This is a genomic window from Saccharolobus solfataricus, assembly GCF_900079115.1.
In the GTDB taxonomy this organism is placed as follows: Archaea; Thermoproteota; Thermoprotei_A; order Sulfolobales; family Sulfolobaceae; genus Saccharolobus; species Saccharolobus solfataricus.
Window position 1 is genome coordinate 1571680 of record NZ_LT549890.1, and the last position, 25087, is coordinate 1596766.

The 25087-nt window shown below is 37.1% G+C and carries 19 protein-coding genes and 9 pseudogenes; 14 read left to right on the forward strand and 14 right to left on the reverse strand.

Annotated elements, in window-relative coordinates:
* Nucleotides 1–172 precede the first annotated feature (172 nt).
* Nucleotides 173–1206: pseudogene (locus tag SSOP1_RS08425) on the forward strand (ISH3-like element ISC1200 family transposase).
* Nucleotides 1207–1485: 279 nt separating this feature from the next.
* On the opposite strand, the gene SSOP1_RS08430 reads toward SSOP1_RS08425, so the two are convergent.
* The 4 genes from SSOP1_RS08430 to SSOP1_RS08445 form a co-directional block, all read right to left on the reverse strand.
* Entirely contained in the window at nucleotides 1486–2895 is a 1410-nt protein-coding gene (locus tag SSOP1_RS08430) for an aldehyde dehydrogenase family protein (protein WP_048054234.1), read from the reverse strand.
* Nucleotides 2896–3027: 132 nt separating this feature from the next.
* Entirely contained in the window at nucleotides 3028–4080 is a 1053-nt protein-coding gene (locus SSOP1_RS08435; RefSeq protein ID WP_010923531.1) for a TIGR04053 family radical SAM/SPASM domain-containing protein, read from the reverse strand.
* Nucleotides 4053–5189, reverse strand: a complete 1137-nt coding sequence (locus SSOP1_RS08440; protein WP_010923532.1) for a radical SAM/SPASM domain-containing protein — start codon at nucleotides 5187–5189, stop codon at nucleotides 4053–4055. The genes SSOP1_RS08435 and SSOP1_RS08440 overlap by 28 nt, the downstream gene beginning before the upstream one ends.
* 61 nt (nucleotides 5190–5250) lie before the next feature.
* Nucleotides 5251–5739 (reverse strand): hypothetical protein, encoded by a 489-nt coding sequence (locus SSOP1_RS08445; protein WP_010923533.1) that lies wholly within the window; start codon nucleotides 5737–5739, stop codon nucleotides 5251–5253.
* A 439-nt stretch (nucleotides 5740–6178) separates the two neighbouring features.
* Here SSOP1_RS08445 and SSOP1_RS18060 point away from each other — a divergent pair.
* From SSOP1_RS18060 to SSOP1_RS08465, 7 genes and pseudogenes are all read left to right on the forward strand, one after another.
* A pseudogene (locus SSOP1_RS18060) lies at nucleotides 6179–6412 on the forward strand (transposase family protein); the annotation flags it as partial.
* Between the two features lie 174 nt (nucleotides 6413–6586).
* Nucleotides 6587–6785: pseudogene (locus SSOP1_RS16420) on the forward strand (IS6 family transposase); the annotation flags it as partial.
* A gap of 4 nt (nucleotides 6786–6789) precedes the next feature.
* Nucleotides 6790–7111: pseudogene (locus SSOP1_RS17075) on the forward strand (transposase); the annotation flags it as partial.
* Nucleotides 7112–7273: 162 nt separating this feature from the next.
* On the forward strand, nucleotides 7274–7477 hold the full coding sequence (locus SSOP1_RS08450; protein ID WP_010923534.1) for a hypothetical protein: 204 nt from the start codon (nucleotides 7274–7276) through the stop codon (nucleotides 7475–7477).
* Nucleotides 7450–8010: a DUF6036 family nucleotidyltransferase gene (locus SSOP1_RS08455; RefSeq protein WP_010923535.1), complete on the forward strand. Its 561-nt coding sequence runs from the start codon at nucleotides 7450–7452 to the stop codon at nucleotides 8008–8010. Before SSOP1_RS08450 ends, SSOP1_RS08455 begins: the two co-directional genes overlap by 28 nt.
* A gap of 247 nt (nucleotides 8011–8257) precedes the next feature.
* Nucleotides 8258–8499 (forward strand): annotated as a pseudogene (locus tag SSOP1_RS17665) (IS1/IS1595 family N-terminal zinc-binding domain-containing protein); the annotation flags it as partial.
* 234 nt (nucleotides 8500–8733) lie between these two features.
* Complete coding sequence (locus SSOP1_RS08465; RefSeq protein ID WP_010923536.1) at nucleotides 8734–10281, forward strand: hypothetical protein; 1548 nt, start codon at nucleotides 8734–8736, stop codon at nucleotides 10279–10281.
* 183 nt (nucleotides 10282–10464) lie between these two features.
* Here the strand turns inward: SSOP1_RS08465 and SSOP1_RS08470 are convergent, their stop codons facing one another.
* Together SSOP1_RS08470 and SSOP1_RS08475 are read right to left on the reverse strand one after the other, a co-directional pair.
* Nucleotides 10465–10809 (reverse strand): hypothetical protein, encoded by a 345-nt coding sequence (locus tag SSOP1_RS08470; protein WP_010923537.1) that lies wholly within the window; start codon nucleotides 10807–10809, stop codon nucleotides 10465–10467.
* A gap of 5 nt (nucleotides 10810–10814) precedes the next feature.
* Nucleotides 10815–13283, reverse strand: a complete 2469-nt coding sequence (locus SSOP1_RS08475; RefSeq protein WP_173645078.1) for a penicillin acylase family protein — start codon at nucleotides 13281–13283, stop codon at nucleotides 10815–10817.
* Nucleotides 13284–13614: 331 nt separating this feature from the next.
* Here SSOP1_RS08475 and SSOP1_RS08480 point away from each other — a divergent pair.
* Nucleotides 13615–14676 (forward strand): annotated as a pseudogene (locus SSOP1_RS08480) (IS110 family RNA-guided transposase).
* A gap of 112 nt (nucleotides 14677–14788) precedes the next feature.
* Here SSOP1_RS08480 and SSOP1_RS08485 read toward each other — a convergent pair.
* From SSOP1_RS08485 to SSOP1_RS17085, 3 genes and pseudogenes are all read right to left on the reverse strand, one after another.
* Nucleotides 14789–15148 carry a nucleotidyltransferase domain-containing protein gene (locus SSOP1_RS08485; protein ID WP_010923541.1) on the reverse strand — a complete coding sequence of 120 codons (360 nt, stop codon included), beginning with the start codon at nucleotides 15146–15148 and terminating at the stop codon, nucleotides 14789–14791.
* Nucleotides 15124–15513, reverse strand: a complete 390-nt coding sequence (locus SSOP1_RS08490) for a HEPN domain-containing protein (RefSeq protein ID WP_010923542.1) — start codon at nucleotides 15511–15513, stop codon at nucleotides 15124–15126. Before SSOP1_RS08490 ends, SSOP1_RS08485 begins: the two co-directional genes overlap by 25 nt.
* A gap of 239 nt (nucleotides 15514–15752) precedes the next feature.
* Nucleotides 15753–15887 (reverse strand): annotated as a pseudogene (locus SSOP1_RS17085) (IS110 family transposase); the annotation flags it as partial.
* A gap of 403 nt (nucleotides 15888–16290) precedes the next feature.
* Here SSOP1_RS17085 and SSOP1_RS08495 point away from each other — a divergent pair.
* The 4 genes from SSOP1_RS08495 to SSOP1_RS08510 all read left to right on the forward strand — a co-directional run bounded on the left by SSOP1_RS08495 (nucleotide 16291) and on the right by SSOP1_RS08510 (nucleotide 19962).
* Nucleotides 16291–17256, forward strand: a complete 966-nt coding sequence (locus SSOP1_RS08495) for an ISH3-like element ISC1439A family transposase (RefSeq protein WP_010923283.1) — start codon at nucleotides 16291–16293, stop codon at nucleotides 17254–17256.
* Nucleotides 17257–17490: 234 nt separating this feature from the next.
* Nucleotides 17491–18510: an amidohydrolase family protein gene (locus SSOP1_RS08500; protein WP_048054235.1), complete on the forward strand. Its 1020-nt coding sequence runs from the start codon at nucleotides 17491–17493 to the stop codon at nucleotides 18508–18510.
* Between the two features lie 4 nt (nucleotides 18511–18514).
* On the forward strand, nucleotides 18515–18931 hold the full coding sequence (locus SSOP1_RS08505) for a metal-sulfur cluster assembly factor (protein WP_009990902.1): 417 nt from the start codon (nucleotides 18515–18517) through the stop codon (nucleotides 18929–18931).
* Nucleotides 18928–19962 (forward strand): NAD(P)-dependent alcohol dehydrogenase, encoded by a 1035-nt coding sequence (locus SSOP1_RS08510; protein WP_009990900.1) that lies wholly within the window; start codon nucleotides 18928–18930, stop codon nucleotides 19960–19962. The genes SSOP1_RS08505 and SSOP1_RS08510 overlap by 4 nt, the downstream gene beginning before the upstream one ends.
* Here SSOP1_RS08510 and SSOP1_RS08515 read toward each other — a convergent pair.
* Nucleotides 19948–21459, reverse strand: coding sequence for a thiamine pyrophosphate-binding protein (locus tag SSOP1_RS08515; protein WP_010923544.1), 1512 nt, complete (start codon nucleotides 21457–21459; stop codon nucleotides 19948–19950). The two genes, SSOP1_RS08510 and SSOP1_RS08515, sit on opposite strands and share 15 nt — an antisense overlap.
* Nucleotides 21460–21730: 271 nt before the next feature.
* Nucleotides 21731–22384: pseudogene (locus tag SSOP1_RS08520) on the reverse strand (transposase); the annotation flags it as partial.
* A gap of 75 nt (nucleotides 22385–22459) precedes the next feature.
* On the opposite strand from SSOP1_RS08520, the gene SSOP1_RS08525 reads away from it, so the two are divergent.
* Complete coding sequence (locus SSOP1_RS08525) at nucleotides 22460–23524, forward strand: transposase (protein WP_010923546.1); 1065 nt, start codon at nucleotides 22460–22462, stop codon at nucleotides 23522–23524.
* 7 nt (nucleotides 23525–23531) lie between these two features.
* On the opposite strand, the pseudogene SSOP1_RS08530 reads toward SSOP1_RS08525, so the two are convergent.
* The 3 genes and pseudogenes from SSOP1_RS08530 to SSOP1_RS08540 form a co-directional block, all read right to left on the reverse strand.
* Nucleotides 23532–23942 (reverse strand): annotated as a pseudogene (locus SSOP1_RS08530) (IS256 family transposase); the annotation flags it as partial.
* Nucleotides 23943–24129: 187 nt separating this feature from the next.
* Complete coding sequence (locus tag SSOP1_RS08535) at nucleotides 24130–24525, reverse strand: type II toxin-antitoxin system VapC family toxin (protein WP_009992502.1); 396 nt, start codon at nucleotides 24523–24525, stop codon at nucleotides 24130–24132.
* Nucleotides 24509–24751 carry a hypothetical protein gene (locus tag SSOP1_RS08540; RefSeq protein WP_009992503.1) on the reverse strand — a complete coding sequence of 81 codons (243 nt, stop codon included), beginning with the start codon at nucleotides 24749–24751 and terminating at the stop codon, nucleotides 24509–24511. The genes SSOP1_RS08535 and SSOP1_RS08540 overlap by 17 nt, the downstream gene beginning before the upstream one ends.
* Between the last annotated feature and the right edge of the window lie 336 nt (nucleotides 24752–25087).

Below are 25087 nucleotides of genomic sequence, written 5' to 3' on the forward strand. Positions count from 1 at the left end.
GACTTTCTCACCGCCCTGAACGGTAGACCCAAGATCATATTAGAAAAAAATATTTCTGGTAGGATAATATCGAATTTATAAAAGATAAAGAAATTTATAAGAGTATTAAGAATTCAGTTGAAGAAAGGGTTTAAGGTGAGGGAGATGTGGTATTACCACGTGAGTAAGTGAGATGGTAACACCCGGTCTCCCTCACCAAACATTCAACAAATAGGATATAAATTACTTTCCATGTTGAACTTCCAAGGGGAAAAGGTAGATAAGGTAGCAAAAACTCTCATCTCCGCGTGTTTGTGGAACGACTCTGTAGAGAACAAGTCCAGAGCGTATGACGTATCCCCACAGACCGTGAGGAATTACGTAGAGAAACAAGGGATGGAAGTGATTGAAAAGCTATTGGAAAGAGCTAGGAAAATATCCTTGGAGATATTAAAGGGGGTAAAGGAGATAGATCTTTCAATAGACTGGACAACCAAGACGTGGTATGGGAAACCAGTGAAAGGGAGCTCTGAAAAAGGAAACTCGTGGAACTACGCAACAACCAAGTATAAGGGGAAAGTACTTTTACTTGCCTTTATTCCGCAAGTGAACGGTATGACTAAGGACGAGATAGTGAAGGTTCTTGTGGAGCAAGTAATGGCAATGGGATTCAAGATAAGGTTGATAACTCTTGACGCTGGTTTCTACACAGTTGATGTGCTCAATTTCATTTCACAGTTTAAGTATATAATTGCTGTGCTTGTTGGGGATGTTAAGGTGTATGAGGAGTTTGACGGGGATTACACAACTAATAGTAAGAGGCATAGGAGGGATGAGCAGGTCAAGTTCAGGTTTCTCGTGTACAGCAAGGAAGAAGTGAGGAGAAAGAGTCTTGTTTATTTTGCTAGGGCTACTAACCTAGACCTATCCAAGAGGGAAGTGTTGGATTTGTATAATAAGGTAAGAGGTCCCATAGAGACCTCTTATAGGAACATTAAGGCTTTTCTTCCATTTACTGGTTCTACTAAGTTTGTTTTCCGCACGTTGATCTTCGTGCTGGCCCTTGTACTCTACTCCTTATATACCATATTCAAGGGGGAGGTGGGGAGAGAGGAGTTTAGATTATTATTAATTCTTTTATTTCCTGATTTATTCAATCCAGAGAATTTTACATTTAATGCAATTGAAACACTTATTTACACTATAGATTTATTTTTAAGGAGGTGATTTTGGGTCTACCGCAGAGAGGCGAGGCTTTCCGCCCCCTTAACCCCATTTATTTGTAACGTTATAGTTTAACTATTTTCTACTAAACAAAATATATAAAAATCTCATTTCGCCCTTTACTTATCTCTTAATAATAACACCACATGGGCCTCATGAATTTTCATTAATTTAAATAATCATGTAGAATGTGCTTTATAGGAAAATCGTTCCGTAGACCTTATTTATATATTTCACAAAAGATGATAAAAAATTACTATAGTGATGAGAAACTCAAAAATATTAAAGAAGCGTTATTGCTATTAACTTATTTTCAGTCATTTCAAGCATTGTCTCTCTAACTCCTTCTCTCCCTATACTGCTTTTCTTAAATCCGCCGAATGCTAGTGAGTCCCATCTCAATCTCGTACTATCATTTATGATAACAGCACCAAACTTCAACTCTCTACTTAACTTTAAAGCCCTATTTACATCATTAGTAAAGATTGCAGACTGTAAGCCATACTCGGTTGAATTAGCTATTCGTATTGCCTCCTCATCACTCTTAACACTCACAATTGGTACTATAGGCCCGAAGACTTCACTCTTTAGGACTAGCATATCCAGTGAGGGATTGGTTACCATAGTTAGTGGGAAGAAACTTCCACTCTCTGGACCCTTATTGAGGATTTCAACCTTTCCACCCTTAGCTTTAGCGTCTGCTAATACACTGTTTAAGTTCTCAACGCTCTCTTTGTTGATTACTGGTCCAACGTCGGTAGTTTCATCCAAGGGGTCACCTACCTTTAACGCTCTAGCCTTATCGTTAAACGCCTTTACGAACTTATCGTATATCTCCTCCCTAACTATAATTCTCTTGCCAGCATTACAGTTCTGACCAGCGTACTCAAACCTAGCTCTAACAGCTATTGAAGAGGCTCTCTCTATATTGGCATCTTCTAAGATGATTATGGGATCAGAACCTCCCAACTCCATTATTATTCTCTTCCCTAAGGAAACAGCTTTAGAGGCTATTTTAAGACCTGTTTGTGTGGAACCGGTTAACGTAATTAAGCCGACTAATGGGTGAGTAATTATCTCATCCCCGATTTCACTACTATAACCAGTGACTACTCTAACTGCACTATCGGGTAATCCAGCCTCAACCAATATTTTCTTCATTTCTATGGCGGCTAGGGGTGTATTTATACTTGGCTTAACCACTACTGAATTTCCTACTGCTAAAGCTGGAGCAACCTTATGGGCAAAGGAGTTTATGGGGAAGTTGAAGGGTAAAATTGCAGTTACAACACCTATTGGTTCCCTAGTACTTACAACTATTCTATTCTCATTTCCAGGAGGGTACTCATAAGCGTCCACTCTATAATTTTTACCTTCTAAAACCATTCCGACTTCTTCAGCAGCATGTCTAAACAATCTGGAAGCCCTTAATACTTCAACCCTAGAATCCCTAATCGGCTTACCGGCTTCCATCGCAAGTAGTTTAGCTAGTCTCTCTTGTTCTCTTTCCAAAATTTCCGATACTTTTCTCAATATAGCTGTCCTTTTATAGAGGGGCATCTTTGATATTATTTCAAATCCCTTATATGCCTCCTCTATTTCTCCTCTAACCTCATCTTTATGCATTCTTTTCACAGTTCCAATTACATTAAGATTGGAGGGCGAACGAACTTCAATAACCTCTTGACTCATCAAGTATGTATTTGTATTAGAAGTTTTTAAGTAATTATGAAATACTTAATCCAATTTTTAAACCTATAATACTTATAACATTTTTATAAGCACATTCATCTTTAGTTTAAAATAATTTAAAATAAAAGCGTATTAGTATGGACACATTGGGTCTTCTGCAAATGGGTTATTATATACTGCAAAAGCCCTAGCCCTACTCCCCCCACAAATATTATTGTATTTGCATATGCCACATTTCCCTTCGAACCTACTATCCTTTATTTTTTTCAAAACCTCGGACTTTCTATAAATATCGACTAAACTCTCCTTCTTAACATTACCTAAATACAATGGTAAGAAGCCACTAGGATAGACATCACCATTATAACCTATGAAGATAACGCCAGCCCCGTCCCTAGTAGGCAAAATGCTCTTATCAGCTTCCTTTACTGGTTCACCTAATAATTCGCGTAATGTAGAAACCAGCTCATTATCGTTAGTAGTAGCTGGAGTATACTCAAGTTTAGCTCTCCTAAAGAAAGGTGCCTCAACAGTTCTCACAATTAAATCATATCTAGTGGCTTCAACTAGAAAATCTATAACATCTTTATATTTATCTCTAGGAATATCCAATTCAGTAGTTCCTCTACCCACTGGAATTAGAAAGAACACTTCCCAAATCTTTACCCCCATCTCTTTTAGCAATTTGACTACGAAAGGTAATTCACTATAACTCTTCTTCCAAACTAGGGTATTGACTTGAACTTGTATCCCGTATTTTAATCCAAGCTCTATTCCTCTTAAAGCGTATTTATAACTACCAAGTCCCCTTAACCAGTCATGAGTTTGCGAAGTAGCTCCGTCTAGGCTAATTGACATGTATCTAGCATAATTGCTTATTATCTTCATGGTCTCATCGTCTAAACGGTGAGAAGGAGAGGGTGCTATTGAAACTACTAATCCTAGCGACTTAGCGTATTCCATTAGTTCGAAAATATCACTTCTACTTAACGGATCACCACCGGTGAAAACTATAACAACCTTTCCAAATCTCGCTATATCTTCTAATAATTTTCTACTCTCTTCAGTATTAAGCTCACCTGGCAACGGCTTATCTATAGCGTTAGCTCTACAGTGTTTACAAGTTAATGGGCAAGCTTTAGTTACTTCCCAGAAGACTAAATGTGGAGCGTTTTCAAAGGGCATAATGGGTCATCTCCATAAACATCTCCATTCCAATAATACGCTCTAGCTCTATCTCCTCCTTTACACGCCGATTTATATTTACATTTATCACAATATTCCCCCCTCAAATACTTGTCCGTATTTATGAATAGGTCGGGAATATTCTTAATTATCTCCTTAAGCGGTTTTTCCCTAACGTTACCTAATTTGTAAAAGTCAATGAATTGACAAGGATAAACGTCACCATTTGGATATATTGATATCATCTTCCTTCCACATCCTCCACTATTTTCAACAAATTTCATGTACTTTTCAAGTTCTTCCTCATCTCTAGCCAACTTTTTAGCTATGTAAACTCCATCGAATTGTCCCAAGGTAGTCTCAATCTCTATCTTTCCACTTAGCTTAATTGCATAGTCAATCATTTTGTTTATGAAACCAACATATTCTTCTGGAGTATACATCCACTCCCTTAATTCCTTACCCCTCCCACTAGCTGATAAATGATAAAACGTTATTCTCTTAACTCCCAGTTCCAGGGCCAATTTCACGTATTCGTCTATCTGATGAATGTTTCTAGCCGTAATAGTAAATCTAAGTCCAACGTTTAGTCCAACGTTTATTGCATTTTTAATTCCCTTTACTGTCATGTTAAAGGCTCCATTTAGACCTCTAAATCTATCGTGAAATTCTGGATCGTAACTATCTAAACTTATACCTACGTAAGAGAAATCCAGTTCTTTTAATTTCTTCGCAACACTCTCGGTAATCAATGTGCCATTTGTAGATAAGGCTAATTTTATTCCCTTTATCCTAGCATATGATGCCAATTCAAAGAAATCCCTTCTCATTAATGGCTCTCCGCCGCTCATTATAATTAATGGAATTCTCATTTCAGCCATTTCGTCTATTAGCCTTAACGCCTCTTCTGTAGTTGACCCATCCTCACCTTCTGGTGACGCGTTAATATAACAATGAAGACATTTCAAGTTGCATTTCCGCGTGAGATTCCACGTTACCACTGGTCTAAATACGTCGCTGAATTTACTAGGTCTATCCTTATTATACTCACCTTTAATGTGAAATGAAACTGTACCAGCATTAGTTACTAGAACGCTTATTGGAATCATAATAATAAAAAGATATCTTAGTCATAAAAAAGTGATCCCTAATCTTTTAGCAATTATTTTCTTAAACGGGGTTGTTTTGCACAATTATCTTTTTAACTCTCCTACACTTCTGCAATAGTTTTAACTTATTAATATTTGGTGGTATTATAAGCTCATCAACATCACTTATTTCTTGGATGTATTTCTCCACATCATCATCCGAAATATTAACTAGGCTTAATTTCTTAATACCTTTAAATGCAATAGGCTTACTCGTTTGCATCATCTCTTCCTTGTTTACTGATAACTCGTCTATATCGGAAATTATTATTAAATTGCCTATTCCTTCCTTAAATCCTTCAATGAACGTTTTACCACTTTCAACTACTCCACTTGCAGTTCTTTTGGCAGCATCTGATAAATCTAAGAATGTTCTAAACGCTTGGTTCGTAACTTCCCCAATAGTCTTACCAGAAGATCTAGCAATTTCTGTTAGCTTTCTATATATTTTCTCATCAACTCCTCTTATTGTAATTGTTTTCTTTTTGTTTTCATTGTTTTCTTGACTCATGTGTTAAACATGTATTACAGACTTATAAATTCTTCCCAATTTGTTTGCTTTGTTGAATTCTTCGATTGAGTACTTACCTTGATATTTGCTCTTACTTTAATATAAATAATGGGATTTAACAGCCTTAATATAAAAATATTATGATCTTGAATATAATTCTTTTAAAAACTATCTAACCCTAGGATTTTAAATAAAATGCTTATTGTACTTAATAAAAATATAATTTCTAATCTAAATCTAGGATTTCAGTATGGTATGAGAAAGGATTAAATTCATTGAAGGCAAAGATAGATTGAAAGCTGAAAACTTTTATGAGAATGCGAAGAATTATTTCCTACAAATAACAGAATTTTAAAAAATGAATTTCTAAGTCTCTTTATTAGAGGACTACTCATAAACGTGTGTAGAGATAATATAAACGTTTTCATTTATTCTTCTCCGAAAGATAGGCGGAACTTTTAGGTGTGAGAGGTGTGTGGGTTCGCTCTTGACAGGCAATTAAACGCATCCCTTAATATTTTCCTCAAGATGTGTGAGTTTCCCCACATTCGTGGAATATCAAGGATGTGAGTTATCCCGTTAAAGGTACAGGAGTAATGAATGAGGCGATGCTTGGGACTCTGGTGAAGCCAAAGGGCTGAGGATTGATATTAAATATCATGAAATCCTATGAAGCCTAAACCCCTCCATATTATTATATGATACTTGAGAGATTAAAAAGAACGACATCTTAGTTGTAAGAGATAGAATGGGCTATGCGATAAAATTCGCATCTGATTAACACTACCCACATATCAGAAGCTTATTATACTTCTGCTTACTCAATACCTAATCTTGGGTAATTCAACAAAGAGATTACGCAGAACAAGGATTCACAACAACAAAACACAGAATATCATCAATGGACAAGCACTTCCCTGGAATTCAAATAAATTCACGATTACCCGTTGGCTCTCGACGTTCTTCTTGATATATAACCTATTTACACTCCAGTATATTTACTAGACAAAGAAGTGATAATAGATGTAAATATTCCAATTGAATGAAATTATTGTTCACACTCTTGTTGGTGATATTAAGCGCTTTTCAAGGCCGAGTCCTTTGTAGCTTATTGTGGATTAGACCTTGTTGTGGAAAGAAGCGGTAGGGCTGTGATAAGTAAGGGAATTCCCAAGAGGGGTAATAGATACTTGCGTAGCTTGTTTTATTTTCTTGCAGAGATGAATTACCATAGGCCCCAACCTTGCTGAAGTTCTACAAGTCCCACAAGGTTAAGCTTCACAGTAGGAAATTGCACACTGCTTTGGCTAGAAAGTTGGCTAGGATTATATGGAGTGTATGGTATAATAATAAGCCTTATGAGCCCAAATAATTAAAGAAACCCTTCCCCTTAATCGCCACGTGGGTTGAAAGGACTCACGTGGCAACCTTAGTTGACACTATGCTTGAAGTTCAACCGAAATATTTATTACTGAATACCACAAGGCAATTACCATAATAAAACTTTAATAAGAATAAGGGAATAGGTAATTGTGTGATAGATCCAAAATTAATAATAAAGTTATTAGAAGATAGACAGAGACCTAGAGGTAGTAAGATAAAGGATGAAGACTTAAAGAGACTGGCCAAATTTGGAGAGGAGAATATGAAATTGCTGGAAGTGTTAGGCTGTTGGAAAATGGAAGGTGATATAATATATTACAAGACTGGTTGCTTAGGGAATTACTTTCAAGAATAAGTGAGCTGAAAGGTAGTGAAACAGATCGCTTTCTAAAATTTCTAGCAATTTTAAATACTCTTCTAGAAGATAAGGGTCTTGGTAGGATTATTATCGTTGGAGGTTTTGCTGTAGAATTATATTCTGGTAGAAGCTATAGAACAGGCGATGTGGATGTGATAGTAGAAGGTATAGCGGAAAACTTAGTACGGCAAGTATTAAAGGAGATATCGGATTTTGGGCTAAGAATATACTTACCTAAGATAAGGGAAATATCGGAAAAGGGAATTGACATAGTCGATAACGTTTATAATAAACGTAAATCTCCGCTTAAAGTACAAGTTGACTCTTATTACATCTATATTACTCCGCCGGAAGAGGTAGTATTAACTTACCTAGAAGCATGGAAATTCTGGAACAGTATTGAGGATAGAAATAAGGCTGTTCTTGTTTATTGCGCCCAACGGAACAGAATTGACGTTAATTACATAAATCTCGAAAGTGAGAGAAGAGGAGTAAAAGATTTCCTTGAGAGAGTGAAAGACTATTGTTAAATGAGTTATTAAGAATTGCTCCCTAATCTGCTTTGCTGAATACTTCAATTTTCTAAGATGTCAGACTCATCAATTTTTCTTAAATTCAAAATCGAACGTTGATTTAAAAGTAAGTTACACGTTAACTCAGATAAAAATTGAACTAATCCACAAAGCACCACTTATAAAAATGTTTAAATACTCCTTTTATGAGAGTGGAGATGGTGTCGCTATTAAGCTATTTATATTTGTATAACGAGTATTACTTATGGGTAGGAAGGCTGTAGTTAGGCAAGACGTTTCTTGTCCATCTTGTGGTTCTCATCATGTAGTTAAGTGTAGTTAGGTAGGCAGAGGTATTTGTGTAGGGATTGCGGTAGGTACTTCTTGGGTGATGCTATTTACCATTCTAGGGAGTTGAGGGAGGAAGCTTTAAAAATGTATTCTAATGGTGTGAGTCCTAGTCTTATGGGAGAGAAGGTTAATTTCATAATTTATAACATAATGACTACGCTATCACACATTCAGATATTTTTTGTAAAATGAATTTAAGGTCTATCGTAAAGTACTACATGATTTCTTAGAGAATTATGGGATTGAATAGAGTGAAAACATAGTTTCGTCTCAAGGAAATTAGGATATGTATAATAATAGGTTTATCAAATTAATTTTTAAGATTAACATGATTTATTAGATATATTCTTACGAAAAAATATATAATCATTCTCCTCACCCTTTTCACATATGAAAGCAACACTCTTAATACCACTCTTGCTAATTAGTTTCTTTGCTTCTCCTCAACTCTTTCCTTCAAATGTTAGTTATGTTTTTGTTACTAATAATCTAATAGGAGTAGTGTATCATATTCAAAACACAACACAACTTTTCTTAATGAATTTAAGTGGTTATACGATTAAGTTACCTTTAGAGGGGATAGCACATCTTTACTCTTACTCTAACTACTTGCTGGTTTTTGTAGAACCTTATTTTAATGTAGTCTCAAATTTCATGACGTCTTTTCTTTTAAATGGTACAACAGTTTATGTGATAAATACATTAACCATGAAATACTATAAGCTAAATCTTAAGGAGTTAAGTGTAAATGTAAATAACTTTTATGGTGACAATGATGGAATTTATGCTTTTAATGTAGCAAGCAAAATCTTATCAACTACAAATGAAGAAGTTTACGGTTACACAGTAGTTATACCTAAAGTTGAAATAATCATAAATGCATATAACTTAATAACCAATTCTACTAGAACAATATCATTTGTTACAACTGGTCTACCGTTGTCCTTTGAGAAGGATGGCGAAAATTTCACAGGCAAACCCTATGCTGTTCTCAACCCTAATAATAACTTCCTCTATATCATAACGGCAAATAATAACCTCCAATACATTATTAACGTCATAAATCTAACTTCTGGTGGAGTAAGCGAGTTTAATGTTAGTTTTAATGGGGAGATAGCAGATTTAACTCAAGACTACCTAACGTTCTATAATACCTCTGAAGTAATGCTCTATAATCCTATAAAGAATATTACTATTTCATATCCATTCTTATCTCCAGGATTAATAAGTATTTCTTGTGTTCCATCTACACCAAATCTTTATCCGCTAATAACTTACACCAATAAAAGCAATAATACCCTTGTCTCAACAATATTATCTTTTACCAATGGTGGAAAAAACATTTCCATAGATAATATTCCCCTTATATTATTATGTCCAGCAATTACAGTAAGCGAATTAATTGATACGAACAGTCTTAAAATACCTTTTTCCACTACCCCCAATGAAATTAAATTAAATTCAGTTCCAGTAAGTATTAACGGAAATGTTGTGCCATCAGTATCTGAGATTTACATCTTCGAATCTTCAGTACTTCTAAAAACCTCAAATGGCTATTTAGTTTATAATGATGGAAAATTAATTAATGGTCAAGTAGTATCCGGCGTGGTTATTACCAACAGTAGCAACGTGAATTATGCCTACGAAAATGTTTTAGGGGTAAACCAGCCAATTATTTTAATGAGTACGATCATAATTGGAGGCAAACCTTATTATATACCTGGGGGCAAATACATTGTCGGAAACATAGGCAATAATGTAGTTCTTTATGGAAATGGAGAGATAAGCGTTATGCAAGTTAATGAATCAGAAAGTGGAATTCATGTTAATACACCAGAACTATGGCTTAATATTGGAATAACTGCATTCATAACACTCGTATTATTAATAGTGGTAATTCCGCTTATTAAATTATTAAGAAAAAAAGGTGGTAAGTAAGGAAATGAGAAACTTCTATAACATATAATCTTTTTTCCTGATAAACATGAAGGAGATTAGAAGAAAGATCCGAAACAATTTTAGTGGAGATATGTCTGGAATAACAAGAAAAATTTTTATCAATTTTAGTTTATTATTTGTTATTGAATTCTATAAAAATTAATCTGTTAGCTAAAGACTATATCATTTATTCAGCCTAACTATATAATAAAATAGTAGAGCACTTATTAATGATATTGTACCGTAAATTAGTGGGTAAAGAAGTACAACTAGAAATGGGTTAATTCCAATTAGTTGTCCAATTATTTCTGCTATTTTACTAACAGCGTTTATAGGGTAAATTAGATATAGGGAAAGTGAGGATAAGAATCCTATGAGAAAACCTCCTATCGCTGAATACTTTCTGCTTAATAATCCTAAGGGTATTCCTATAGCTACTGCTGTAAATGGATACAATACAAAAATTTGCATTATATATGCTAATAGTATTGACGAAATGATAATGTAAATCGTATTTGTACCTTTCATTACTATTACGCCTCCAATGTTATTTTTGCTATTATGGTATAATTATATCCTGAATAGGAAATATATTTGAAGGATAACCATAGGGGTAATTGATTCTCTCTAAACGCGCTAACTAGACTCTCTGAAGGACCACCTGGGAATATTCCATAGAATTGTGAAGAGTAAGGTGAAGCTATAAACCTAAGCGATGAACCTATTGTTACATAAGGTAAAGGAACTGTGGGAATATAAGGAGTTGAACCAACTGCAAGCGTATGAGGATCACCAAATATTGGAATAGGTCCAACGGAAAGTGCCTTTAATCCCAATGGGTTGTAAATTTCTAAGAAATGTACTCTTCCCCAATACCATTGACTTATATTGTCTCCTAAATTCTGTTCTAATAACGAGATCGCTTTAACAAACGATTGCCTAACTAAGTTAGTGAAGTTTCCATTAACCCAAATTGATGTAGGATCGTATTGTGCAATATATATGAAGTCAGGTACAATATAAGGTATACTAGCTATATCTAATATGTCTAAACCCATTTTATTAAGTATTTTCGCAATGCTATTATTCACCATTTCGGCAACAATATAAGTATATATTGTAGGCGCTACCTCGTTTTGGTAAAATGTGAAGTTCCAATTACGTAGATAGTTAAATGCAGTTCCTTGAATACTGCCATTCGTGTTATTGACCATAGCCTTTATTATAAGGGGAGTAAGTAATGATGCCCAATAATCGGTAACGTTGGATTGCAATTTCATCATATCACTAATGTTAACACTTCGTTGATACTCTAAATAATGATAAATATCTTCAGCTCTACCACCGGAGCTCCAGAATCCACCAATAAATGGAAATGGATAATTTATCCAAACAGTGGGTTGATTAGGTGCAAAGGCGAACCCCCTTACAGGGTCAAATGTCTGCGGCAAGTATTTGAAGGGTATATAACCAATTGGTTCGTACTTCGTAACAGTACCGTTTAATGGCGTTCTTGCACCCACTACCAATACGCTTTTACCATTAGGTAAAGTCTCATTTATAAGTGGATACAGCCCAGCTACAATTATTCCTGCATGATGCTTACTTACAATTGCCAAGTTCTGTGGGGGAATTACCCAATACTTTGCTGCATTTATTAAATCATTAAAGGACGTTGAATTATCTAAAAGAAGTATGGAAATTACTGTAAGAATCGGCTCTTTCCACGCAGACCAATACAGACTTATTCCGTAGTTCTTATACCTAGCTACTAGTGGTCCATTATTAGTATAGTAAACGGTATACGTTCTGCCCATTAATGTGTAATTATACTCATTCATTTGATACCATTTACCATTATAATAATACTGACTTCCATTCACTATTTCCAGATAAGCGTCTGAAGAACTCCCTTCTGGTGTCGTTAATCCCCATGCAGTGTAGGCGGTATGTCCTATTAGAACCCCTGGTATACCAACCAATGACCAACCGGTTACGTTAAACGCAGGGGCTATAAGTTGTAATGGAATCCAGACTGATGGATCAAATAAAGGTAAATGCGGGTCGTTAGCCAGTATCGGACCTTGAGTGGAAAAATCAGAAGTTATAACCCATGAGTTGCTTGCAAATTTCGGAAACAAGATAAAAGGATCTGAAATGTTCAGTATGGCATACTTCATTAGTGGTACTAGATCTTTAAACTCATCTTTATTTATGCCAGTAGCCCATGATTGATACCAGTTTAGCGACCATAAATACTGAGGTGAAATCCCTTGATCGGTTAAATTATAACCGTTAACTGTACCATCCCCAGGGATGACAGTAAGATTTCCATCTATGAAATGAGGATAATATGGATTAATTTCGTTGATTTCTGAATAGTTGAAGTATGTGTAAAGTAGTGCAGATTTAAGTTCATCATTAAATCCTGAAGTTAAACTCCAACCCATATATTCCCCAAAAGCTAACGAATAATCTGGTGACCAATAATAAGGTCTAACATTTAATAACTTGAACTCTAAGGGTAAATCCCTATAGTTTAAAGTATTTATATAATCATTAACACCTTGAGAGAAGGCTTCCAGATATGAGTAAATTGTTGGATAGTTGTGCTTTAAGTATTGAGCACTCATTATTGCATTCTGCGGTATTCCTATTAAATGCATCGCGATATCCGAGGATAACGCTTTCGCACCAACCCAAGAGCTTAAATTTCCCATAGCTAAAAGGCCAAATAATTCTATTTCAAATAATCTTTGACTAGCTTCGTAATAACCTTCAGCGAGAAAGAGATCATGAAGATTGTTTGCGTAAATATGAGCTATTCCATTACTATCTATGTATATATTTACGTTACCACTTAAGCCAGGGATGGAAACGATTTCGTTTAGCATATTTACGTTACCAGAGGAGTACCAAATCCCAAGAAAGGGATTTAAAATAGATAAAGATGTCGTAAAAATAGAAAGAATTACTAATAAAGTCACTAATGCACCTATCATGAGGTAATTATATCCCTTCAACTACTACACCTCCTTCTTATCATACTTAAATTATGTAAATTCCATAAAAAAGTTTCCACAATAGAGGTGTGTGTTTTTGCATTAACCTTGCATTTTGCAAGTTTTCAAATCTCTTTAAGAGGCTTCACAGCCAGCCTCTCAAATGGGTTTTTATCCCATTAGTGTCCCTGGGCTTATCTTGTTTTACTCCTTACTTGTTTATTTCATTTTCTCTTGTAATACTTAATTTTGTTTATAATCTAGTTTTGCGTGAATTCCCTATATAGGTTTATTAGTCGGGGAGAGTAATACTCTCCTCGACTGGGGAAACATGGTCGACGTGAGTTCTGAAGCAAAGTCTTCGGCTACGGGCGTGACTAACCCCTACCGTCGGACTGAACATTGTGATAAAATTCACGAATATAGGTGTGACAAAGAGGTAGGGGTAATAGGAATAGATATATCAAAAGAACATTTAATAACTAGCAGGGGGAGGGTGAGAAGATACGAGAACAGTAAGAAGGGTTATGAGGAAATCCTCAAGATGAAACCTTGCGTAATAGTCCTAGAGCCTACCGGAGTATACGCAATAAGGCCTTCACAATACTTCAAGGAGAAAGGGATAAAAGTACTACAAGTCAGCCCAAACGTGTTATCAAGAGAAAAAGAGCTTAGGGGAAAGAAAACAGATTTTTACGATGCAGAAAAATTAGAAAACATGGTTAACAGGGCTAAGGAGTAAGATTACAACCCCTTAAAGGAAATGACAACACTCTACCTCTTCCTAAAGGACATAGAGACGAAATACAAGAATAGGTTAAAGAGGGCATTATTCTTAGTAAGTGATAACGATAAGGTAAACAAGGATAGGTTGGAAAGACTTGCGAAAGGAGATTTTACACGAGAAGAGCTCTACCAACTTGAATACACGCCAATAGTGCTTGAGGAGATCAAAATCTTGGCTAAAAACCTCCTTGAGATTCAAGAGAGGTTGAAGGAGGTTAGGAGGATGATTGAAGGGCAAGTTCCTCAAGATCATGTCCTATTGACTATACCAGGTGTTGGGAAGCTTGCAGCTGGTATTGTTGGTGATATTAGGCGTTTTCCTAAACCAGAGTCCTTTGTGGCTTATTGTGGTTTAGATCCCGTAGTTGAGAGGAGTGGAAGAGCTGTGATAAGTAGGGGGATTTCCAAGAGGGGTAATAAGTACTTGCGTAGCTTGTTCTACTTTTTGGCAGTGAGGAATTATTCTAGGAACCCTACTTTGTTGAAGTTTTATGAGACACACAAGGATAGGTTGAAAGGTAGGAAGTTGTATGTTGCTTTGGCTAGGAAGTTGGCAAGGGTTGTTTGGAGTGTTTGGTATAATAATAGGCCTTATGAGCCTAAATAAGTAAGCCCTCCCCCGAATCGCCACGTGGGTTGAAAGGACCCACGTGGCAATGTTAGCTAGTACTATGCTTGAAGTTTGGCCGAAAGGTTTATTACTGAACGCCCCCGTTAAGTTAAAAAGATAGTCCGATCTCTTTTGCTAAGTCCTTTAGCCTCTTAGCTTCTTTTTTCATTTGTTTAACGAAAAGAGATGCAGAGTCATTCCATTCCTCGGGAGTAAAAGCAAAGAATTCTACGCGTGCTTTCAGGTACTTTCCGAGTTTTTCAAGTCTATCAATATACCTTAAGCCTTTAAAGTCTCGCGATATTATGACTAAATCTATGTCACTTGTCTCTAAGTAATCTCCTCTGGCCCTAGAACCCACTACGTATATATCTTCAATTTTAATTTCATTACTTATATCATTAATAAATTCTATTGCGACTTTTACCAATTCAACTTGACTTTTTAATGCAGATTTCGCTTTACCCATTCTATCACCTTTTCCGCTTTTTTTACTAACTCCTCAGCATCTTCCTTACTATATAACGAATATGGTATAGTATTTGCAGCATCAGGATATCTAGAGATAGTATAATGTAAAGTAAGTTTGATTACTTCACTTCTTATCTCCTCTACGGATAATCCTATCTCTTCCTTTATTATCTCTAACAACTCATTTAAGTCATGAGTCCTCTCGATCTTTCCTCCCGCTATTAAGAGTGCTTTTAGAGCTTTCTCAGCAGCTTGTTCGGCCCAAAAGGCTGAAGCATAATAATGACCAGTTGTGATAGTATCTTTAGCAGTTGCTAAATCTTCTAAGGCTTGTCTCAACCATTTTTCTGCTTCTTCTCTCATCAGTTTAGATTAGCATCTAGGCCTTTTAATCATAACTATCCTAAAAAGGAGTGTAAAGGGAGATGGCATCTCATGTGAAAATTGCGACCTTTTTGTGTATAACGATTTAAATGAAATGTCCTTACAAAAATTGGAGGCGTTCAGTAATAAACCTTTCGGTCAAACTTCAAGCATAGTGTCAACTAAGGTTGCCACGTGAGTCCTTTCAACCCACGTGACGATTCGAGGGAGGGATTCACCTATTTAGGCTCATAAGGCCTATTATTATACCAAACACTCCATATAATCCTAGCCAACTTCCTAGCCAAAGCAGTGTGCAATTTCCTACTGTGAAGCTTAACCTTGTGTGCTTCATAAAACTTCAGCAAAGTAGGTTAAGGGGATGAAATTCCCTTCCGTGAGGGTGGGTTGAGTTCACCGAGCTTTCCCAATAAACTCTTATAAGGCTCTTTCACGGGTTGAGTATTTGTTAATAATAATAAAAACCTTATCTTATTTGGTGAGGAAAACTTGAAGTTATCACCAGTGGTGTTTCACCAATTTTACTCAAAATGATACAATTTCTATGGAAGAGAAAAATATCAGAGCGGAGTTAGAAAAATCGGCTTATTTCAACACAAGAAGCAAAAAATTTTCATATTTGTTGAAGAAACTAACAGAAAACGAGTTTATATATAAAGAGTAATACCATTTGTCTAGTATTATCAATAGAGGAAAGTAGGTGGAAGGACGAGATGAACAAGAAAAGGTTAAAGCGAGGGACTCCATAACTCCGTTATGCAAACCATGATATTACCCAAAACGGAGCTGAAGTCCCTCGCTATAACTTTAGCAACAAACAATATTAACGTTATCTCTCAAGATCTAGACCCGGAAATAGTGAAAGCAGCACCATCCTTGCTAACCGGAAACAGAGGAAAATACTACTTGAAGGTAGTAAGACGAGGCGAGAAAGTAATTAGTAAAGGTCAGAGAACCTTCAAGTTCTACCCAATCTACAGAGAAGTAAAGGGAGAGATCAACGTAGTCGCTGTAGATGAGACCGGATTAACCGTGGGAGAAAAGGAACAAGAAAAAGCAGAGGGCTTTCTACTCTACAACTGGAAGAGAAAAGGAGTAAAGATGAGATCCTTGGACCTCGTATATCCCTTAAGGTTACCCCTCCTAGTGGAGGTAGCAGATTTGAGAAGCGACAGTCCATCACAGTTCCTACTCAGGAGCGTGAGGGAAGTAAGCCAATACATGGAAATAGATTACGTTGTAGCTGACGCCGGATTCTTGAACCTAGGGGTCATCAAGGAAATGCCCGTGAAGACCATTGTGAGAGGAAAGTCGAACTTGAAGGGATTCAAGGAACTATCTAACGTTCCATTAGTTGAGAAGAGATATGAGGTTAAGGACAAGGTTTACGTTGCGTATAGGGTCTTGGAATTTGAAGGGCTTTATTATTACGATGTGGTTTACGTTAAGGGGAAGCCGAGGCACTTCATGTTCGTAACGAACTTCGAGGGAGATCCCTATGAACTGGCTGAACTCTATAGGTTGAGGTGGCAAGTTGAGGAGGGTTTTAAGGTTAGGAAGGCAAGGATAAGGTATGTTAGGAAGTTGAGTAATAAGATCTTCTTGTTCCTCTATTACACGGTTCTGGATTCTGCGTGGAATCTAGTGAATCATCTTCTCTTTAACTTCAAGTCCACGTGTAAGAAGGTTTTGTCCTTCGATTCATTCGTCAAGCTTCTCTAACTTTCTCGGTGTTCAGAGGAGACTATGCACGTCGTTTTCACCACGTGAGAAAAATTCAGAATTCTCCTCTTATTATTAGAATTGTACGCTATATTTTTTGCAAATTATTTTAACATGTTATGTTTCATAATAATTTTATTGTTTTTCTCTATATCAATCTCTTTTTGAAAGGACTAATATTATATCTTTCAAATGAAATAATTTGGTGAAACACCACTGGAAGAGATTCCAGTAATCGATTACCACGTCCACGTATGGAAGGCTAATGAGGAGAATTGGTTAAGACCAGATTTGGCAAAGGGTTGGATTGATTGTTTCTACGACTATCATAAGTCGTTAACTCCAGAGGATTACTTCATGGACTATAATACTTTCAAATATTACGGTTCAAATAGGATGATTGAGGATGTCTTCATTAACGGTTATGTTGACGTAGCGATAACTCAACCCCAATATTTGCAATACTTTTATCGTGAATCTTTTGGAAATACTGAGGAGTTTGGTAAACTAGCGTTAAATAATCCTAATAGGTTCGTTATAGGAACTAGATGGGATCCTAGGGATGGTGAGGAGGGTAAGGAAAAGTTAGAGGAAGATGTTAGAAGATATAGGGTTAAGCCTTGGCAGATGAGACATGTTAAATTGTATACTGCGGAGTGGAAGGACGTTAATGGTAAGCTATCAAGGGGATGGAGGTTAGACTCTAAGGAAGCATTTGAGTTTATAGAGTTCAGTAAGAGCTTAGGGATAGATATTTTAGTTGCACACAAGGGACCAACAGTATGGCCTTTGGATAAGGACGCATTTGACATAACTGACGTTGATGCTGCAGCGTCTTCTTTCCCAGAAATTAAGTTCGTAGTTACGCATATAGGATTGCCTAGATTAGACGATTTCGTATGGACTGCAGTTCAAGATAAGAACATTTACGCTGGGCTAGCAGTTGCCTCAGCCTTCATACATAAGAGACCTAGATACTTCGCTCAGATTATGGCAGAATTGCTATTTTGGTTAGGTCCGGATAGGATTTTAATGGGTTCAGATTACGCAATTTGGAATCCAAAGTGGATATTGGAAGAGTTCGCTAAATTTGAGCTACCCGAAGATGTGAAGAAAGAATACGGTGTGGAACTAACGTTAGATATAAAGAAGAAGATCCTTTTTGAAAACGCTTCTAAACTATGGGGAATTCCACTACCTCCCAGAGATGATGAAGTTGGTAAGAGAGCTAAACCACTCATAGTAAAGGTGTAAAGTAATGCTTGAGGATGTGATCGACCCAGAAACCAATTACTCCATAGTGAAAATGGGTTTCATAAGAAATATAGAGATTGAAGAAGGCAAGATAAAAGTTACGTTATCTCCTCCCACTTTCTGGTGTCCTCCCCTTTTCCTATATATGATCTTAGAGGATGTTAAACGAAAACTGAGTGAAAGTTATAATGGCGTATTAATTCAAGTGGTAGATCACCATGATGCTGAGAAGTTAACTAGTTGTATAAATAATGGGAAGAGTTTTGAGGAGTGCTATAAGAATGAAGTTGAGGGAAACAGTTATGAGGCGATAAGGGAAAGATTTAGGGTAAAAAGGGAGAGGGATGATAGGCTAAGTAAGCTAACGCTAAGTATAAATGGCGAGTTTTGTAGACTAATATATGAGGCTAAAAGAAAATGAAAGCAGTTAGAATTCATGAATATAATAAACCTTTGTCCTTAGATGAGGTTAATAAACCTAGGGTCTCTGGACCATATGATATAGTAGTTAGAATTAGAGGAGCGGGAGTCTGTAGGACTGACTTGCACATTATCGAAGGAGTATGGAAAGACGTACTAAATCCTAAGTTACCATTTACCATAGGTCACGAAAACGTCGGTATAATAGAGGAAAAGGGTAATGCCGTAGACTGGTTAGATGTGGGAGATCAAGTAATATTACATCCCTACATTACTTGTAGACATTGTAGAGCGTGTAGGTCTGGAAACGATATGCATTGTCCATATGGGAAATTCCCTGGATTAGACGGTACTGATGGCGGTTATGCAGAATATTTAAGGACCTCAGCTTTCTCTGCCATAAAGATCCCCAAGGGGATTGATATAATACCAATGGCACCCTTAGCTGATGCCGGAATAACTGCATACCATGCCGTAAAGAAGATTTCTCAATACCTCTATCCTGGAAGCATTGTAGGTGTTATTGGTGTTGGTGGACTAGGCCATATTGGTATTCAAGCCCTTAAGGCAATCACTCCAGCTAGAGTTATTGCAATAGATATAAGTGAAGAGAAGACTAAGCTAGCTAAGGAATTGGGTGCTGATGAAGTAGTAATAGCGGGAAAGGATAGTGGCGTTAGTGATGTCTTGAAATTGACCGACAACATAGGTGTTGACGCAATCATAGATTTTGTCGGGGAACACTCCACTCCTCAAAATGCCTTAAGGATGATAAGGAAGGGAGGAATATACTCAATTGTTGGCTATGGCGGAGAATTTAAAAATAGCACTTTAGATTTCATAAATAGGGAGATCATGGTGGTTGGTAATCTAGTGGGTACTTATAATGAGTTAAGCGAGTTAGTAACCTTATACGTTCAAAATAAGGTAAAATTAAAGGTAAAGACGTTCCCCTTAGAGGAGGCTAATAGCGCACTTGAGGAGTTGAAAGCTGGAAGGATTTTAGGAAGGGCAGTCTTAGTGCCTAGCTAATCTAATTTCCAGCAATTTTCTCTTATCATCTTCGAATAACCATTTCAAATCGTTTTTTATATCCCTTGATTCCTTAGCCTCAAATCCATAGGCTAATGCAACTTTCCAAGGCGAAGTTGATGGAAACAGCCAATCTGCCTCCACACCATGCCTTGACAGTGACGCATATCCCTCGTTATTAATTACAATCACTTTTAATCTAGTACTGTATTTTACGGCACTCCATAATGCTTGAGGAGTATAATTGAAACTTCCATCTCCAATTATTGCCAAGACTTTAGCCCCATTTATACTATAACCTACCAATGCAGAGAGTGCCCACCCTAATAATCCAGATCTCGTTATGTAGAGAGAGGATGGTTTTAGTTCAATAATCTTTATTAAAGTATCCCTATAAGTAGGAATTTCTGCAAATATTGTATATTTATCCAAATAACCTTTCATTTCTTTGAAAACTTCGGTGATAAAATCACCTTGTAACTCTAGATCCCTATTCTCACGTTTAATAATGTTTTTGTTTAGACCTTTATATAACATATTGTAAAGCTTGATGAGGAAATCTTTTGGATTACAGACAATAGTATCCCATTTCCTCTTTGACGCCTCTTTAAAGTCACTAGTTACCTCCACTATATTCAACCTTATATCCACGTCTGGGAATACAACGTAATTTAACCATCCACCAATGACTAAAACAAGATCATATTTTTCTAATTCCTTCACTACATCAGAAGCCTTATATCTGGATAGGGGGCCTTTAAACAAAATATTAGAGGAGTCAATTGGAAATATACTCAAATATGGTTCAGTGTAAATTGGAGCGTTAAGTTTCTCAGCTAATCTAACTAACTCCTCATGAGCGCTAAATATGGAAACTTCATATCCAGCCACTATTGCAATCGAGCTAGCGCTCTTTACTTTATCTAATACAAATTCTATTGCAGACGTATCACATGTGCCACTTACAAAATATTTGGGTATATCTACTTTCTCTCCTTCACTCACTTCCATATCTGGAATGTCTTGAGGTAAGGATATGAGCACTGGACCATATGGAGGAGTAATACTCTCCTTATAAGCTCTGATGAACGTTTTTATTGCGTCTTTTTCACTTCTTATCTCATATGCTGATTTAACGACTCCTTGAGAGATCTTTATAAAATCGCCGTAGAGGACTGGTTCATCTATCAATCTATACAAGTACTGTTGCCCAACCAATACGATAAGGGGAATTCTGCTAATAAGAGCCTCATATATAAAACCCATAGCGTTGGTTAATCCCGGTGAGGAATGTAAATTAACTATTTGAGGTTTTCTCGTTGCAAAGTAATAACCCTCAGCCATTCCTACCGAAATCCCGTCATGGAGCGCTAGGTAGTAGTTGAAGTCTTTTGGCATGTGTTTTAGAAAGCTAAGTTCTGTAGTACCAGGGTTTCCAAATACTTGCCTAATTCCTAATTCACTCATCAGCTTAAACAACGCATTTCCTACTTTCATGGCTAAATAATACGAGTTAATAATTTTAAAAGTGAATTATATTTCCCTTTTCGGTGAAACGACTTGCCACAAGGATTTAAATCTTCTTAGCGTACCGTCTTTCTCCCAAATAGCTGAGAATTTATCCAACGAAATTGTTCTGTAAATATAAAAATGGGAGAGGAACTAAGGATTGTCTAGTCGGGAGTGTGGGCGATTCATGTTTCCATTGCGAATTGTAATATTCTCTATGAATTAGGATAATTCAATGAAGAAATTATTGTGTATATTTCTAATAAAGTGAGAAAAATAAGATACACTGTAATATTATTACAATGATGAGAAAACAAGTTAATAGATTATAATTGTTAGCTATGGTTCGGGCGATCTAGAGCATCCTCCAAGGGGAGTGAAACTTACCGAACCTCCGCCTTTCCAAGAGAGAGTTGAAGGACTCGATCAAGTTATTGGATTTGAATCACTTCCAGAGTTCCTTGGGAACGGAGAGATAACTTAAGAGCCTCGGACAAGTCTCGTGCTTAATTTCACCACTCTCGGTAGATGAGATGATCTTTAACGCCTCTCTCTCCTCCTTAGACGCGTTGCGCTTGAGGTGAACCAAGCATCCTTGCCTTCTTACTTGAAGTTCGGCGAGAGAGATCTTGTCCAACGCCTTAGTTCCATCAACTACCACCAGGACGAAGCTATACTTCTTCCAAACCCTAACCAAGAACCTCCAATAACTCATGACGTCCTTCTCTACACTTAAGGTTATGTCCAGAACGGCCCTCTTGCCTTCCGGAGTCGCACCAATCGCCGAGAGAAGGACCCCCTTTCCTCCCTTGAGCTTCACGTACTTCCCATCAACTATTACATACTTGAAATTACCACTCGCTTGGATCTCGGGCATCCACAGCTTGGCGCTCAACTTACCTCCTAGTACAGATAGCATTTATCGGAAAATCCTGGCAGTTCAAGAGGCCCATAAAAACTTTTTAAAATTAGAACCTTTAATTTTGGTATGACCAAAGAATTGACGAGGGAGGAGTACTATAAGGCATTGGAAAAGGCAGTTAACGAGGTCATACTATCCATGACTGGAACGAGGAAGGATGTTGCCAAGAGGCTACTCTTGGGGGCGGTGGTGGGAAGAAATGCTACCGAGATAGCTCAAGAGGCCGAGATGAACTACGAGACCGTACTGAATAACTTGGACAAGGCAGCTCAGGTTAATCTAATCGAGGTCGTGAAGAAGTTAGTCGGGGATCATCCTGTCCTTCTCATAATAGACGACACCCACGACCACAAGCTCTACGCTAGGGCCATGCCGGTCTCCAGAAACGGGGCGCAGATCTTCTACTGCAGGGCGCACAAGAGATTCGAGTCCGCGATCCAACTCCTTGTGATTGGCGTCAAGGATCTGGTGAACAACCAGATCTACGTGATCCACATAATTGCCTACATACCCCGAAAGGTGGAAGAGGAGCTCAAGCGTAGGGGTGAGGAGGTGAAGTTCAAGACCAAGATAGATGCCCTCTTGGAGTTTCTCTCCTCCCTCTCAGGTTTGAATGTGAAATCCAAGGTCTTCGACTCGTGGTACGTGAACTCGAGGACTCTCCAAGGGAATACTGTGGGGGAACTCAAGTCCAGCGCGCGAGTCGTCGAGAGTGGCAGATCCGTACCCGTTAGCGAGTTCCCCCAAGGGGAGTACCTGGTAGAGTACTTGGGGACTCCCATAAAGTTACTTGTTATAGATGATTATAAGGGTTACGGGAGGAGGTATTTCTTCTCCACCGACCTTAACGACACGGCTGAAGATATTATAACAACTTGGGAGAACCGTTGGGACATCGAGGTCTTGATTAGGGAGCTCAAGGCCTTGGGACTCGAGGGTGGGTCCTTCTTGACCTGGGTTAGGAACTCAGGCTTCGTGGCCTTGAAGGCTCTCTCCCTCCTCGTTGTCCAATACTTCAAGTACTCCACGGGTCTGATGCTCGGGGCCAAAAGGTTGGCCAGATTGATAAAAAGCATTTACCGTGAGGCGGGTGGGATCAAAAAACTGTTCAAGAGGAGGAGAAAACCGTAAAGTGCTATACAGAATAGATGGTCATCAGAGCCTTGAACACCTTCTCCTCCCTTAATAACATTTCCTCCACTTGAGTCTTCACCCTTCCCTTATTGTACAGTACGGGTAGTTCCACCGAGATCCACTCTAGCTTGTAAATGACTTCTCTCCCTTTTAACATGATCTTGAATCCCTTGAGGAATCTGTACTTTGTATAATCTTTCCTTCTTATACCCCTCACGTGCTTTGGGCTAGTCTTGTCAGTATCTTCTAAGGCTATTTTCTCGATCTCCTTGACCGATTTGTTTAATGAGGCCTCTTCAGATAGTATATTGGGGACGAGCGTGAGGTTTCCGTTGAGATGTGTAAGCTCTTCTATGACCTCACTTGGCTGAGTGAGGTTGTAGAGGGTTTTCTCGTCAATTGTTATAGTTTCCATGATATTACCTCACGCTTGTCTCTTATTAGTATTATCGAAAATGTAGAATCAATTATTCTTATCTGTTTTTAGAGAAACAAATTGAAATCGCAGTGGATCCGTGAATCACCGTACGTGGTTAAAAGGTTGCTTATTAATCATAAAAGTTAATAATTCATATTCAAGAATTAAAGTAATACACTAAGTACTATAAATTCTCGATAAATATTAAATTATTAAACTTCTTATCCTTTAACTCTTTTTCCATTTTAAATAATGCAGAAATTCCTAACGCTTTAGCTGTTGCAATGACAGAGGCGTCAATTATAGATAGAGAATTATTACATTTTATTTCAACTATATTCTCAGCAAAATCAAATGCATTCACCACTTCAAAGTAATTTGAATCTAACAACTTCTTAACAAGTTCCCTAGCCTTGTCTATCCCATATTTTCTACATATTATGTAGGATAATTCAATTAATGTTAAATTAGTAATTATAGGTTCTATTTTTCCACTATCCACTAGTTGAATGAACTTTTCTCCCAATTTAGAGCCTTCTAAAACTTCAACTAATACTCCCGTGTCAGTCACTACTTTCATCTTCTATCCTAGACCTCTCAAATTCTTCCCTAATTCCTTTAGCAGAACCTAAAAGTGATAGTAGTAACTCTGAGTTCTTGTTACTTTTCTTCTCCTCATAAAGGGTTATTAAATATTTTATTGTGTCGTTTAAACTAACCCTTTTACCTTCACTTAACTCTAATTCAGCAGAAATTTTAACTAACTTCTCTTTTACATCTTCACTTACTCTTATAATTTTACTCACAAATGTAAATAAGTGTGTATGTATATAAAGTTTACTTTGTATACTGCTTTGTGGGTCACTTCTGAAATTTATAACTAATTACGCCCATCCCTCATTCCACTGGGGATGACGTCGTTAACATCACTTGCAATCAAGAAGTGAGTATGTGAACTACCCCGCTATAAACGGTAGATCTAAAATCACTTCTCTAAAAATAATAGCTATTCGTTAATATTATTGTGAATTATGTATAGCATTTTAGGGAAATATATAGGGCTAGATAGTTTTCATATACTCAAAATTTTAGGTTAGGGATTTTCTACTACAATTCTGCCTTATAACAGACGGGGGTTCAAA